The 13,493-nt window shown below is 40.1% G+C and carries 16 protein-coding genes and 1 other RNA gene; all 17 read left to right on the forward strand.

The window, feature by feature from the left end:
* The first annotated feature begins 143 nt into the window (after positions 1 to 143).
* Complete coding sequence (locus NY10_RS09365; RefSeq protein WP_058919707.1) at positions 144 to 788, forward strand: hypothetical protein; 645 nt, start codon at positions 144 to 146, stop codon at positions 786 to 788.
* Between the two features lie 269 nt (positions 789 to 1,057).
* An RNA gene (gene ffs, locus NY10_RS12480) (signal recognition particle sRNA small type) lies at positions 1,058 to 1,144 on the forward strand.
* 172 nt (positions 1,145 to 1,316) lie between these two features.
* A complete protein-coding gene (dnaX, locus tag NY10_RS09370) occupies positions 1,317 to 3,188 on the forward strand; it encodes a DNA polymerase III subunit gamma/tau (protein ID WP_058919708.1) in 1,872 nt (623 codons plus the stop codon).
* Positions 3,189 to 3,221: 33 nt separating this feature from the next.
* Positions 3,222 to 3,533, forward strand: coding sequence for a YbaB/EbfC family nucleoid-associated protein (locus NY10_RS09375; RefSeq protein WP_058919709.1), 312 nt, complete (start codon positions 3,222 to 3,224; stop codon positions 3,531 to 3,533).
* A gap of 162 nt (positions 3,534 to 3,695) precedes the next feature.
* The gene (gene recR / locus NY10_RS09380; protein WP_058920302.1) at positions 3,696 to 4,262 is read left to right on the forward strand and encodes a recombination mediator RecR; all 567 of its coding nucleotides are present in this window, start codon (positions 3,696 to 3,698) and stop codon (positions 4,260 to 4,262) included.
* An 85-nt stretch (positions 4,263 to 4,347) separates the two neighbouring features.
* Positions 4,348 to 4,572, forward strand: coding sequence for a YaaL family protein (locus tag NY10_RS09385; protein WP_058919710.1), 225 nt, complete (start codon positions 4,348 to 4,350; stop codon positions 4,570 to 4,572).
* 163 nt (positions 4,573 to 4,735) lie between these two features.
* Positions 4,736 to 5,371 (forward strand): dTMP kinase, encoded by a 636-nt coding sequence (gene tmk, locus NY10_RS09390; RefSeq protein WP_058919711.1) that lies wholly within the window; start codon positions 4,736 to 4,738, stop codon positions 5,369 to 5,371.
* A gap of 34 nt (positions 5,372 to 5,405) precedes the next feature.
* A complete protein-coding gene (darA, locus tag NY10_RS09395) occupies positions 5,406 to 5,735 on the forward strand; it encodes a cyclic di-AMP receptor DarA (protein WP_058919712.1) in 330 nt (109 codons plus the stop codon).
* A 12-nt stretch (positions 5,736 to 5,747) separates the two neighbouring features.
* Positions 5,748 to 6,731 (forward strand): DNA polymerase III subunit delta', encoded by a 984-nt coding sequence (holB, locus tag NY10_RS09400; protein ID WP_058919713.1) that lies wholly within the window; start codon positions 5,748 to 5,750, stop codon positions 6,729 to 6,731.
* Between the two features lie 65 nt (positions 6,732 to 6,796).
* Positions 6,797 to 7,141, forward strand: coding sequence for a DNA replication initiation control protein YabA (locus NY10_RS09405; protein ID WP_058920303.1), 345 nt, complete (start codon positions 6,797 to 6,799; stop codon positions 7,139 to 7,141).
* 250 nt (positions 7,142 to 7,391) lie between these two features.
* Positions 7,392 to 8,300 (forward strand): 1,4-dihydroxy-2-naphthoate polyprenyltransferase, encoded by a 909-nt coding sequence (locus NY10_RS09410; protein WP_058919714.1) that lies wholly within the window; start codon positions 7,392 to 7,394, stop codon positions 8,298 to 8,300.
* A gap of 192 nt (positions 8,301 to 8,492) precedes the next feature.
* Positions 8,493 to 8,699 carry a hypothetical protein gene (locus tag NY10_RS09415; protein ID WP_058919715.1) on the forward strand — a complete coding sequence of 69 codons (207 nt, stop codon included), beginning with the start codon at positions 8,493 to 8,495 and terminating at the stop codon, positions 8,697 to 8,699.
* A 133-nt stretch (positions 8,700 to 8,832) separates the two neighbouring features.
* The gene (locus tag NY10_RS09420; protein ID WP_058919716.1) at positions 8,833 to 9,816 is read left to right on the forward strand and encodes an NAD(P)H-quinone oxidoreductase; all 984 of its coding nucleotides are present in this window, start codon (positions 8,833 to 8,835) and stop codon (positions 9,814 to 9,816) included.
* Between the two features lie 114 nt (positions 9,817 to 9,930).
* Positions 9,931 to 10,686, forward strand: coding sequence for a tRNA1(Val) (adenine(37)-N6)-methyltransferase (locus NY10_RS09425; RefSeq protein WP_058920304.1), 756 nt, complete (start codon positions 9,931 to 9,933; stop codon positions 10,684 to 10,686).
* Positions 10,670 to 11,029 (forward strand): GIY-YIG nuclease family protein, encoded by a 360-nt coding sequence (locus NY10_RS09430; protein ID WP_058919717.1) that lies wholly within the window; start codon positions 10,670 to 10,672, stop codon positions 11,027 to 11,029. Before NY10_RS09425 ends, NY10_RS09430 begins: the two co-directional genes overlap by 17 nt.
* Positions 11,007 to 11,885 (forward strand): 16S rRNA (cytidine(1402)-2'-O)-methyltransferase, encoded by an 879-nt coding sequence (rsmI, locus tag NY10_RS09435; RefSeq protein WP_058919718.1) that lies wholly within the window; start codon positions 11,007 to 11,009, stop codon positions 11,883 to 11,885. Before NY10_RS09430 ends, rsmI begins: the two co-directional genes overlap by 23 nt.
* Positions 11,886 to 12,215: 330 nt before the next feature.
* Positions 12,216 to 13,460 (forward strand): MFS transporter, encoded by a 1,245-nt coding sequence (locus NY10_RS09440; protein WP_058919719.1) that lies wholly within the window; start codon positions 12,216 to 12,218, stop codon positions 13,458 to 13,460.
* Positions 13,461 to 13,493: the final 33 nt, after the last annotated feature.

A 13,493-nucleotide genomic window follows, 5' to 3' on the forward strand; every position in this document is an offset into this window, starting at 1 on the left:
CTGAGTAAGCTTTCAAAAGAAAACGAGGAAGAGGCTATAGTTAAGTTAAGAAAAATATTTTTTATTTTGAAAAAATTTCACCGAAATTGCGTACTTTATATAGGGGATTAAAACTCCACAAAAATATATTGGAGGTGTTGATTTTGAAAATAATGGAACAAGAAAATTTATTGGTAAATATTGATAAAAAAATAATTATGGAACCGTCAGAATTAATATTGAGTGGCGGAAGCAGGGTAGAAGAAATTTCTCTTGTACACCCACAATTAGGGAATCCTTTCCAGTATGAATTTTTCCATTTATTGATGGACGAGTGGAAAGGGGATAGAATTTCTTTAGTTGAGGATTCTGAAGAAGTAAGAGAACATTTAATTGAGCAGGAAGGGTGCACATATTACAGAGAATACAAACAAAAATTACTGCGTAGAACACGTAAAGAGAAGGGGATCAAAGTTGTTACAATTCCACCTGTAGAGGCAAATCGACTGAAGAAGAGCTGGGAAAAATTTGTGAATCAATACGTTTTGATTAATTACGATTCACATCTATTCATGACGATGGATCAACGATTATTTAGAATGAAGAAAAATTTAATGCCTTACTTTATATTGGCGCAAGCAGAACAAAAGAATGTTGGTAGTTGGGCTGGAGAGCGTGTTGGAGTTGAACCAATTGATACAGCTACATTTGATAGCATGGATTATTATGAGATGTTCCGAATGATTGGAGACAAAACAGCCTGTAGACTGGGCGCTGAAGAATTTGCGCGTCGATTTGGTCATCGTTAATGGATGGACCGTAAATTGTAACTGGCAGAACTAGTAGTCATTATAGGAAGACAACCTTTCCAAGCAGATGGGTTGCCAATGTGATGAGACATGGAACTATTTTTAATGAATGAATTGAGGAGTGTAAAAGCTTATCACTGCCTTTTGATATTTTGTTGTTTGTACTAGGGCTATACACGTGAAGCTTTGACTAATCGATGATTTAGACCAGGAGTAAAAAAGCACTAGCTTTTATTTAACAAATGCGGTATAATTAAAGATGCCGCAAGGCCGTATGGCAATGTTGATCTTTCGAATCGTGTCAGATCTGGAAGGAAGCAGCACTAAGATTGTTTCAGCATGTGCTGTACGTACATAGAAGAATAAAAAAAGTTTTTGATTTCCGAATCGAAAACTTTTTTTTATTGTCCAAAACCCTATTTTGCTTACTATTCACTCAAGAGAAAGCAAGGATCAAGGTTTAAATTTAACGTGAAATAACGTATAATAAAGAGTAGCAACTACAGGGTTAAGAAAGGGAGAAATGCATTGAGTTATCAAGCACTTTATCGAGTATGGCGGCCTCAACGTTTTCAAGACATTGCCGGACAAAAAGCCATTACACAGACATTAAGAAATGCCCTGATCCAAGGGAAGACAAGTCATGCTTATCTCTTTACAGGCCCTCGTGGAACCGGGAAAACCAGTGGGGCTAAAATATTTGCCAAGGCCATCAACTGCCATTATTTGAAAGATGGCGAACCGTGTAACGAATGTGAAACGTGCGTTGCCATTACTCAAGGACAGTTAAACGATGTGATCGAAATTGATGCGGCCAGTAATAATGGGGTCGAAGAAATTCGAGATATCCGTGACAAGGCCAAATACGCACCCACTATTGCAGATTATAAAATCTACATTATTGATGAAGTTCATATGTTGTCAACGGGAGCTTTTAATGCGTTACTGAAAACATTGGAAGAACCACCTAAAAATGTTGTCTTTATTTTAGCAACAACTGAACCGCATAAAATTCCGTTGACCATTATTTCGAGGACCCAGCGCTTTGATTTTAAACGCATTTCTGTGCGAGACATTTGCGATCGGATGATCTATATTTTAAACCAAGAAAAAATCGGTTTTGAAGAAGAAGCTTTACCGGTTATTGCACGTGCAGCAGAAGGCGGAATGCGTGATGCATTAAGCATTTTAGATCAGGCGATCTCTTATGGCGATAGTGTGGTCACAATCGAGCACGCTATGAGTGTGACAGGCAGCTTGACGCAAGAATTGATGTTGGCTTACTTTGATGCCATTGTAACGCGCAATACAGAAAAAGGCTTATCGTTGCTGCAAGAGATTTTGGCAGATGGGAAAGATGCTTCACGTTTTGTTGAAGATCTGATTTTATTCAGCCGAGACATCCTCGTCTACCAACAAGCTCCTCAAATGAGCGACTTATTGGACGGAGCGACAGTTGATACCGGGTTTAAAGGGTTAAGTGAAACCATTTCAGCCAATTTGCTGTATCAAATGATCACGATTTTAAATGGTACGCAAAATGAACTGCGTTTTACCAATCATCCAGATGTTTATTTAGAAGTTGCAACAGTCAAACTAACCCAATTGAATCCAAATCCAGCAGCTTCGGTTGTAGAACCTAAAGCAGCAGCTGCAACACCAGTTGAAGCTGCGCCCGATCAAGGAAAGATGGCCAATCTTGAAAATGAATTGATGCAAATGAAAAAACAATTGCAGTCGATAGCAGCTAATGGCGGAGCTCAACAGCCTGTTAAAAAAGCGAAAAGAGCCGCAACGAAAGCAACCGGCAATCAATTTACTCCGAATACACCGGCCATTTATGGTGTCTTAAAAGAAGCCACTAAAGAAAATCTGAACCAGCTTCGAGATGTCTGGCCGGATTTATTGAATATGTTGTCCGTCACTCAGCGCGCTATGCTAAAAGCTTCAACACCAGTTGCCGCTAGTCCGAACGGCTTGATCGTTTCGTTTGATTACGATATATTATGTCAAAAAGCGACGAATGACACGGAACTATTAGCGGCTGTTACAGAGTATTTGCGTCGGTTAGTTGGATATGAACCGCAAATGATTTGTGTGCCAGCTGAACAATGGCCGGTCATTAGAGGGCAATACGTTCAACAATTAAAAGGCCAGCCGTCCGTTAAAAAAGCGCCGGTACAGCAATCTGCTAACCCAACCGGTCAAGCACCTCAATCGACCACACAGCAGCAAGAAAACGGTGCTGCTGATCAGAAAAAAAGGCCTGCAGAAGCTGACTCTTCTGAGTGGGATAGTTTAGAAGGCATCATTCCGCCAACAGAGGAAGAAGACAACACTGTGGTGACGGAAGCAATGAATCTATTTGGCAAAACGATTGTTGAAGTAAGAAATGATTGATCCTAATTGATAATTGAAAGGAAGAGATAGAAGATGCGTGGAATGGGAAATATGCAAGGTATGATGAAACAAATGCAAAAAATGCAAAAAGAAATGGTAAAGGCACAAGAAGCCTTGAACGAAAAAGAATTTTTAGGAACAACGAATGGTGATTTAGTAACTGTTACGCTAACGGGTGACCGGAAAATGAAATCTGTTTCGATCAAACCAGAAGCCGTTGATCCAGAAGATGTTGAAATTTTAGAAGACTTAATTGTTTTAGCGTCGAATGATGCACTAGCCAAAGTAGAAGCTGAAACGGAAGCAACAATGGGGAAATACACTAAAAATATTCCTGGAATGTAGACCACGGTCCAATTCTTTGAATCCCCACTTCAATCAAACACAGCAAGAAATGGGATGCCGGAATGGGTCCCGTTTTTTTAATCTTTATCTATTCAGTCTATGGAAAGTATTTTTTAAGAGAGGAAATGAAGCCAATTGTATCCTGAACCGATAACAAAATTAATGGACAGTTATATGAAACTTCCAGGAATTGGCGCTAAAACAGCTGCACGGCTAGCTTTTTTCACGATCAATATGAAAGAAGACGATGTAACTGATTTTGCCAAGGCGTTGATCAGTGCTAAACGAGACTTAAACTATTGTTCGATTTGCGGGCACATTACAGAAGAAGACCCTTGTTCGATTTGCCAAGACAAACGACGTGATCGTAGTACGATTTTAGTGGTAGAAGATCCTAAAGACGTGATGTCATTAGAAAAAATGCGTGAATACCATGGATTGTACCATGTGCTGCACGGTGTATTGTCTCCAATCGAAGGTACAGGGCCGGAAGATATCAATATTCCAAGTTTGATCAAACGACTGCAGTCTGAAGAAGCGAAAGAAGTCATTATTGCAACCAATGCAACGGCTGAAGGAGAAGCAACGGCGATGTACCTGTCGCGTTTGATCAAGCCAGCCGGCATTAAAGTTACACGCTTGGCTCATGGGCTTTCTGTGGGAAGCGATATTGAATATGCAGATGAAATCACGTTGCTGAAAGCCGTTGAAGGCCGGAGAGAACTCTAGTCAGAAATCAAGGCTAAAACAAAAAAACGAGTAACCTATTTGCAAGAAAAACAAGTATTTTTTCACAAGAAAGCAGGCGGTATACATGCTGTTTAGAAAGAAGCCAAACTTACGAAAAGAATACGATGCCGCATTATTGAAGCTGATGACCCAAACAAAAGATGATTGGGAATACGCTAAAAAGATTGAGCAATCGGTCATTGAAAAAGACAGTTTGCTTTTTGCACAAACCAAATTAGCCGAAATAAAGTATTTCTATTTGTTTAAAGAAGCACGGAAACGAGACATCAAAGGAGATACGACCAGATAAACCATCTGGAAGTGTTTCCTTTTTTACAAACCGTTGTAACCGGTTGCGGTTTGCAAATCAAAATTGGAAACCGGTAAAGCGTAATTGCTATTAGACTGTCGTCGTGAGATACAGTATAATGTTAAGTAGGTATCAAAAGAAAGAATTAAAGGGGTTTAGTGCATTGAAAGGAACATTTATTACGATTGAAGGTCCGGATGGCTCAGGAAAGACGAGCGTGATTCAAGCTTTACTTCCAAAGCTGGAAAAGGCATTAAACCAGAAAATTATTGCAACAAGAGAACCAGGCGGCAGTCGGATCGCTGAAGAAATCCGTGAATTGATTTTAAATCCGGAAAACACTGAAATGGATGTCCGCACAGAAGCGCTTTTATACGCTGCTGGTAGAAGACAACATTTGATCGAGAAAGTTATACCGGCTTTAACCGATGGAAAAATTGTCATTTGTGATCGTTTTGTAGACAGTTCATTGGCTTACCAAGGTGTGGCACGAGGCATCGGAGTAGAGCAAGTTGCAGCTATCAATCAGTTTGCAACAGAGAATATTTCGCCAAATGTAACGCTTTATTTAGATATAGAAGCAGCAACCGGGCTTGAACGCATCCATAAAAACAAAAGCAATCGGCAATACGATCGATTGGATCAAGAGAATTTGACGTTTCATGAAACCGTTCGTTCAGCCTATTTAGAGTTAGTTGAAAATAATCAAGAGCGCATGATTTTAATAGACGCCAGTCAAGACTTGGAGAAAGTAGTGCAGGATTGTTACGCTATTTTACTGAAAAGATTAGCACGTTGATCAAAAATTCAAAAAATAAAAGGGGTCGAAAAAAATGAAATTAATTTTAGCCATTGTTCAAGATAAAGACAGCAACCGTTTGTCGAATGAATTTGTTGATGCAGGAATCCGCGCGACGAAATTATCAACAACCGGCGGCTTTTTAAAAGCTGGCAATACTACCTTTATTATTGGGATCGAAGAAGAGCGTGTGGATGAAGTCTTGGACCGGATTCGCGATAACTGCCAATCGCGGGAACAATTTATGACACCCCCAGTTAGTTTAGACGTTTCAATGGAAACCAATATGCCTTATCCAGTTGAAGTTCAAGTAGGCGGAGCGACAGTATTCGTCTTGCCAATTGATCAATTCGAGCAATTCTAAGATCAGGTTGTGATGAAAATAGAAGAGAAATTAAAATGGATTCAACCAATCGTTTTTAAACAAATGCAGCAAACAGTTAAACAAAACCAATTGGCTCACGCGTATCTTTTTGAAGGAGTGTCCGGAACGGGCAAAAAAGATTTGGCTCTGTGGTTAGCAGCGTCGCTTTTTTGTCAGAATCCGCATGACCATCTGCCTTGTGAAGAGTGTTCCACTTGTGTACGGGTTTTACAACACCAGCACCCCGATGTGATTGAAATCGCACCGGATGGACTTTCCATCAAAGTAGAACAAGTTCGTGATTTAAAAGCTGAATTCTCAAAAAGCGGTGTGGAAGGAAAGCAAAAAGTCTTTATTGTAGAAGACGTTGAGAAAATGACGATCGGAGCAGCAAACAGCCTCTTAAAATTCTTGGAAGAGCCTGATGGAAAAGTCGTGGCTTTTTTATTAACAACCGCCAAACAACGCCTCCTGCCGACGATTTTGTCGCGGTGTCAGCTGATTCACTTCCAACCCCTTTCTAAAAAGCGCTTATTAGCAGAATTAGAAAAAAAAGAACTGCCGGTGAGCCAAGCTTCGCTTTTAGTTCATCTTACGAATAGTTTAGAAACAGCAATCGAAATGAGTCAAGATGAGTGGTTTAATGAAGCGAGAAAAATCATTTGGAAATGGTTTGTTCTGGTTTCGAAAAAAGAACAACAAGGTTTTGTGTTCGTACAGACAGATATCATGCCTCATTTTAAAGACCGAGAGCACTATTTGTTGGTGGTTGATTTGCTATTGCTGGCTTATCGTGATGCACTGATGCTTAATTATGAAGCAGTTGACATTTTGGCTTACCCGCAACATCAAGAAATTTTAAAAGAGACAGCTGGTCGTTTTAATGGAGCACATTTAACGGAAGCATTGGAAACTATTTTACTGAGCAGAAAAAAATTAGAAAGCAACGTCAATGCACAAGGTGTTTTTGAACAGCTGTCTTTATTGCTGATATAAAGTTTTTGAATAACTAAGACAACCAAACTAGGCGAAGATCATAGTAAAGAATGGGTGAAAAAGGAATGGATAAAAAAACTTTATATGATAGCTTTACGAAGTTAGAGCAAGATACAGATGCGACTTTGCATCAAATATCTGATTTGAAACGTGAAGTCGAAGCGCTCGTTGAAGAAAATGCCACTCTTCGAATTGAAAACCAGCATTTAAGAGATCGGTTAAGCGACCTTGAAAAGCAGCAGCGTCCAAACGAAGAAGTTGTGGAACCCGAAATGAGTAAGTCACGTTTGAACCTTGAGAAGTTATACGAAGATGGTTTCCATGTTTGTAACGTCTTTTATGGATCACGTCGGGTGAATGATGAACCCTGTGCATTCTGTTTAGATGTCATTTACGGGGATCGAAGATAACATTGAAATGAAACGAGAGCAACAGAAATTGAAACGTTTCTGCTTCAAAGGTGATTTCGATTAGTCCTATCGAAGTCATCTTTTTCAATCTGTCCACTTTTGTAAAGCAATTAAGCTATTTTCCTTGACAACAGTTAGACTTCGTCGCATATTAGAGAAGTTGCTGTTGAGCGGCAAGTTCAGGGCTTCATTGTTTAGCTATTCAACAGTTTTCAAATTTATTTAAAAAAAGAGTTAAAGGAAGGGTTATATGAACTTTAAGGCAATCGTTAAGTTGGCACAATTGTATTCCACTACTGCCAGTATTTTTCCAGTTTTAGTCGGACTTTTATACAGTTGGTATCATTATCAAGAATTAAATATATTAAATTCGTTTGTTTTATTTATCGCAGTGGTTTTATTTCATGCGGCAGTTAATACTCGAGACGAATACTTAGACTATGAGATAGCCAGCAATAAAAAAGACCTAAGTGCACAAGAAATGACGATCGGTAAGGAAAATCTTTCTATGCCAGCGGTCAAAAAAGTTTACTCGATTACAGGAATCATCTCAGCTTTATTAGGAATCTACTTAGTGACTCAAACCAGTATGGCTTTGCTTTATATGGGACTTATTTGCTTTTTAATTGGAATTTTGTATACTGCTGGTCCACGTCCTATTTCAAGCACACCATTTGGAGAAGCTTTTTCAGGCATTGCTATGGGCTTTGGAATTTACTTTATTACCGTTTTTGTCAATGCTTTTAATGTTATGGCACTTGATGGTCCAACGCTGGGGAAAATTTTCTTAGCCTCTTTGCCAACCGTCATCGTTGTGACGAACATTATGTTAGCGAATAATATTTGCGATTTGGAAGAAGATATTGAAGACAATCGCTTTACCTTACCGTACTATATTGGAAAACCAAAATCGTTAGTTTTGTTCAAATGGCTTTATATTTTAGCATACGTTTCATTGATCGTTTCAGTTTTCATCGGTGTTTATCCAAAAATGGTTCTGTTAGCTTTGCTATCGATTCCATTAGAGAAAAAGAATACCGATAAGTTTTTGGCTGTTCAAGTGAAGTCTCAAACATTTATGTACGCTGTCCAAAATTCAGCCATTATCCCGATTTTTCTGATCGTTACATTTGGATTGGGAATTTTATTGAATTTTTAAACGATTAAAACCGTTAAACTTGTTGAAATGAATGAATCAAATTATATATCTTTAAAGGGGGTGAGGCTTTTATCTCACCTCCTTTTTGTTTAAGATGATTCTTCCTCAAGAGTGTATTATTAGAATTTCACTTCGTTGAGTGGTATATTGGATTTATAACGATACTGCAAAAAAACAAAGGTGGGATTTAAGATGCATGAACTAAACAAAATGTCTAACGTTGAATTAGAAGAGTTTTTAACGCGACAAAAAGAGACAACTAGTTTTACATTCACGATGACCAAAGCAGATGAAACAGAAGAGGAAATCGTTTTAAAAAACGAACCTAAAGCGTTTGAATTCCTTAAGGCGCATAAAGATGAAACGTTTGAATTAAAAGAAGCCAGTGAATTGATTTAAGCAGCTTATTGAGTTGAGTTCATCGTAAATAAAAGGATACATTTATACAGACAAAACGGTGAAAAGATGCACTTATCTTTTGGCCGTTTTTTTAAGCTATTCTATTAGCAGAAGAAAGGGAGGAAGGGAAAATATGAAAGCAGTCAGCATCAAACAGCCTGGCGAAGCCGAGCAAATGGAGATTCAAGAACGCGATAAGCCGATTCCAAAAGTAGGCGAATTGTTAGTAGAAGTACGCACAGCAGCGCTGAACCGAACGGATATAGTAACGCGTTCGAATCCGAATCTATCTGAACCGTATCCCATTCTGGGTGTTGAAATTGCTGGTGTGGTCGTCGAAAATCGCGGAAATGGTGAAAAGTATAAGACTGGAACCAGAGTAGCCGGTTTAGTCAATCAGGGCGGTTATGCAGAATACGCCATTTTGCCAGCAAATCGAGCGATCCTTTTACCAGAGAGTATGAGTTTTGAACAAGGAGCCGCTATTCCAGAAGTTTTTTTAACGGCTTATCAAACCTTATATTGGTTGGGAGAGTTAAAAACAGCTGAAACGGTTTTGATCCATGCAGGTGCCAGCGGTGTAGGAACAGCCGCTATTCAAATGGCAAAACACCTTACGCAAGCTCGTGTTATCGTAACGGCCGGATCAGCAGAAAAATTAGCAGTTTGCCAAACATTAGGAGCAGACAAAACGATCAATTACAAAGAGGAAAACTTTGCTGAAGAAGTGCTTGATTACACAGATCAAGCCGGCGTCGATGTGATTCTCGATTTTATCGGAGCTTCTTATTGGGAAAACAATCTGAAAAGCATCAAAAAAGACGGCCGCTGGGTATTGATTGGAACACTTGGCGGTGCGACAGTCAAAGAAGTAGACTTGTCAGCATTATTAGCCAAGCGAGTGACCTTAAAAGGCACCTTGTTAACACCACGCAGCGATGAGTATAAAGCAAAACTGACACAAGAATTTGTCAAGGTTGTCTTGCCATACTTTAAACGGGAGACTATTCATCCAATTATTGATACTACTTTCCAATTGGAAGAGGTCGTACAAGCTCATCAGTATATGGAAGACAATAAAAACATTGGGAAAATCATTTTGAAAGTTCGAGCTTGATCTTTCATTAAGCTAACTGAATACGAAGACAATAGGAGACTAAGAGCACTGCTTTTGGTCTTTTTTTTATGGTATAATGGGGAGCGAATTAACATTGAAGGAAGTGTCAGCAGAGTGGACCAATGGTTACAAGAAGACGAACGTATTGATTATTTATTAAGCCACCAATTAAAAATTATCCAGAGCCCGACCGTCTTTTCTTTTTCATTGGATGCAGTATTGCTAGGAGACTTTGCGCAAGTTCCCCGGCATGATCGGGCGACCATCGTGGATTTATGTGCGGGTAATGGGGTTGTAGGGTTGCTATTGAGCCAGAAGACGAAAAGCCCTATCATCGGTATCGAATTACAAAAACGACTGGCGGGAATGGCTGAGCGCAGCATCCAATTAAACGGTTTAGAAAACCAATTAACGATGATCCACGGCAACTTAAATCAAGCGACCAATTGGATCAAAAAAGATTCTGTCGATGTGGTGACGTGTAATCCGCCTTATTTTATCAATAAAGGTACCAGCGTTAAAAATCCTAATTCACATTTAGCGATCGCACGGCATGAATTGCATACGAATTTAGATGAAGTCATGAAAGAGACCAGCGGGTTGCTGAAAATGAACGGCAAAGCGTATTTCGTTCACCGTCCAGATCGGCTGATCGAAATTTTGGCCACGATGAAGAAGCACCGCTTGGCTCCTAAAAAAATGCGGTTGGTTTACCCAAAAGTCGGAAAAGAAGCGAACACGCTATTGATCGAAGGCATTAAAGATGGCAAAGACACCGGTTTTCGAGTCTTGCCGCCGCTTTTTGTCTATGGCGAGGATAACCGCTATTTGCCTGAAGTAAGTGAGATGCTCTATGGCAAAAACGATTAGTTATTTTTATGTGCTGTATTGCCGTGACGGCAGTTTTTACGGTGGTTACACAACAGATTTGACCCGCCGAGAACAAGAACACAATGAGGGTGTTGGCGCAAAGTACACCAGACCAGCTGGACGCCGCCCAGTTAAACTGATTTATGCGGAAGCATTTAATACACGCAGCGAAGCCACTAAAGCAGAGTACGCCTTTAAAAAACAAACGCGCCAAAAAAAAGAGCGGTTTTTAGGGACACAAGGGGTTCAGTTCCCCATCGATGAAAACCAACCGCGTATCGTAAATAGCGAACAGTTATCAGCAGAGGAGGAGAAAGAAAATGCAGAGTCAAAAGAGCTTTGAAAAAGAAAGCAGAGGCATGTTGTATCTCGTGCCAACTCCTATTGGAAATTTGGAAGACATGACGATTCGCGGCATTCGGATACTGAAAGAAGTTGACCTCATTGCTTCTGAAGATACCCGGAATACCCAGAAATTATTAAATCATTTTGAAATCAAAACTTCGCAAATCAGTTTTCATGAACACAATACTCAAGAACGTATCGTGCAGCTCCTCGAAAAAATGCATGAAGGATCGACGATTGCGCAAGTCAGTGATGCAGGGATGCCTTCCATTAGCGATCCAGGCCACGAATTAGTGGTAGCTTGTATTGAAGCCGGGATACCCGTTGTTCCATTACCCGGTGCAAATGCTGGGCTAACTGCTTTGATCGCTTCAGGAATTGCTCCGCAGCCCTTTTATTTCTATGGTTTTTTGCCGCGCAAGAAAAAAGAACAACTCCAAGAGTTGGAAGAATTAAATCATCGGCCAGAGACCTTGATTTTATATGAATCGCCTCACCGCTTAAAAGAAGTGTTAAAAAATATGGTGACGGTCTTTGGAGCCGAACGGAGAATCGTTTGCTGCCGTGAATTAACCAAACGTTATGAAGAATTTATTCGCGGTACGATAGCGGAAGCTTTGGAATGGGCAAACACTTCAGAAGTACGCGGTGAATTTTGTTTGATCATCGAAGGCAACAGCGAAGCTTCTTTAATCGCAGAAGCTGATACCTCATGGAGCTCAATGACTCTTTCAGAGCATGTCGGTGCAGTGATCGATGAACAAGCACTTACCAGTAAAGAAGCGATCAAAGAGGTAGCTAAACTAAGAGGTATAAAAAAACAAGACGTTTATGCTGCTTATCATGAGCTTTAAAGCAGAAGCGTGGAGTGAGACAAAAATCGGCATTTTTTCAATGATTTGCTGTTTTTGTTGGTCAGCCTGCTCCTATTTGGGCAAGTCTCTCATCTAAATCAGAGGGCTTGTCTATTTTTGTGTCTACATGAGACGAATGGCTGCTAAAAGGAGATAAGTTTGTCCCAAAAGTGGTGACCCTCATATGATTCATTTTTTACTTCAAAATGGGCTTTTTTGTCCTATCTGATAAAAAAGACTTGCTCAAAAAAGAAATGTTCCGTATACTTATCGACAATACCATAAAATAATGAATGACAGAGATCATTCGTTTTAGGAGGAAAATAAAATATGAAACAACAAACGGCAACTGGTAATCCAACCATGTCAGGCTACCAAAAGAAAGTATTGGCTTCATCAGCAGTAGGATACGGATTAGAAAATATGGACATTATGTTCCTATCTTTCTCGTTATCTTCTATTATTGCAGATTTGCAGCTCAATAGTGCGGCAGCAGGACTCATCTCTACGGTGACAAACATAGGGATGCTACTAGGGGGCGTTTTTTTTGGTGTGCTGGCCGATAAACATGGCCGAATCAAAATGTTCAGCTATACGGTTTATATTTTTGCTTTCGCCACAGCGGCTATGTATTTTGCAAACAACATCTACTTAATTTACTTCTGCCGCTTTTTAGCAGGTGTGGGAGCGGGCGGCGAATACGGTATCGGTATGGCTTTGGTTGCTGAAGTGTTCTCCAGAAAGAAAATGGGTGCAATGACGTCGATCGTTACGATTTCCGGTCAGTTCGGTTCCATTTTAGCAGCAGTCTTAGCGGCGCTGATTATTCCCACACTAGGCTGGAATACGTTATTCTTATTCGGTTTACTGCCTGTGATTATGGCTGTCTTGGTGCGCAAACACTTGGATGAAACCGATGAATGGAAACAAGCACAAAAAGAAACGGACGGTCCTTCGACATCAATCAAAGAACTGTTTAAAACGCCTAAATTAACGCGCTTGACGATTTCTTTGATGCTCATGGCTACGGTTCAAATTGCCGGCTACTTTGGTTTAATGAACTGGCTGCCATCGATTTTACAAGAAAGTTTAGGCTTGTCTGTTTCAGGTTCATCGATTTGGATGATTTCAACGATTATCGGCATGAGCATCGGAATGCTGCTGTTTGGCCGTATTCTAGATAAACTTGGAGCTCGCACAGCGTACGCGCTGTTCTTGCTCGCTTCAGCAGCGTCAGTCTTCTTATTTGTCACAGCGACAAGTGAATGGACATTGCTGATAGGAGGAGCGGTCGTCGGCTTTTTTGCAAATGGGATGTTTGCAGGATATGGAGCAATCGTCGGCAGACTTTATCCGACGCATATTCGCTCAACAGCTAATAATGTGATTTTAAATGTTGGGCGTGCAGTCGGCGGATTTTCATCCGTTGCAATTGGTCTTATTCTGGACCACTACAATCTGTTTGCGGTTATGCTGTTCTTATCGGCATTATACTTATTCAGTTTTGTGATCATGATGAGCATCAAAGGCTTGAAAAAAGACAACTACCAAAACCCAGATTACATTGTCGAATAATTAGCAACAACGAAAAAAATCTCAGAAGCGAAG

It is taken from the genome of Carnobacterium sp. CP1 (genome assembly GCF_001483965.1).
GTDB lineage: Bacteria > Bacillota > Bacilli > Lactobacillales > Carnobacteriaceae > Carnobacterium_A > Carnobacterium_A antarcticum.

Coding starts and splice junctions, on each gene's coding strand:
- NY10_RS09375 (WP_058919709.1), top strand. CDS start 3,222: ATGCGTGGAATGGGAAATATGCAAGGTATGATGAAACAAATGCAAAAA.
- recR (WP_058920302.1), top strand. CDS start 3,696: ATGGACAGTTATATGAAACTTCCAGGAATTGGCGCTAAAACAGCTGCA.
- NY10_RS09385 (WP_058919710.1), top strand. CDS start 4,348: ATGCTGTTTAGAAAGAAGCCAAACTTACGAAAAGAATACGATGCCGCA.
- darA (WP_058919712.1), top strand. CDS start 5,406: ATGAAATTAATTTTAGCCATTGTTCAAGATAAAGACAGCAACCGTTTG.
- holB (WP_058919713.1), top strand. CDS start 5,748: ATGAAAATAGAAGAGAAATTAAAATGGATTCAACCAATCGTTTTTAAA.
- NY10_RS09405 (WP_058920303.1), top strand. CDS start 6,797: ATGGATAAAAAAACTTTATATGATAGCTTTACGAAGTTAGAGCAAGAT.
- NY10_RS09410 (WP_058919714.1), top strand. CDS start 7,392: ATGAACTTTAAGGCAATCGTTAAGTTGGCACAATTGTATTCCACTACT.
- NY10_RS09415 (WP_058919715.1), top strand. CDS start 8,493: ATGCATGAACTAAACAAAATGTCTAACGTTGAATTAGAAGAGTTTTTA.
- NY10_RS09420 (WP_058919716.1), top strand. CDS start 8,833: ATGAAAGCAGTCAGCATCAAACAGCCTGGCGAAGCCGAGCAAATGGAG.
- NY10_RS09430 (WP_058919717.1), top strand. CDS start 10,670: ATGGCAAAAACGATTAGTTATTTTTATGTGCTGTATTGCCGTGACGGC.
- rsmI (WP_058919718.1), top strand. CDS start 11,007: ATGCAGAGTCAAAAGAGCTTTGAAAAAGAAAGCAGAGGCATGTTGTAT.
- NY10_RS09440 (WP_058919719.1), top strand. CDS start 12,216: ATGAAACAACAAACGGCAACTGGTAATCCAACCATGTCAGGCTACCAA.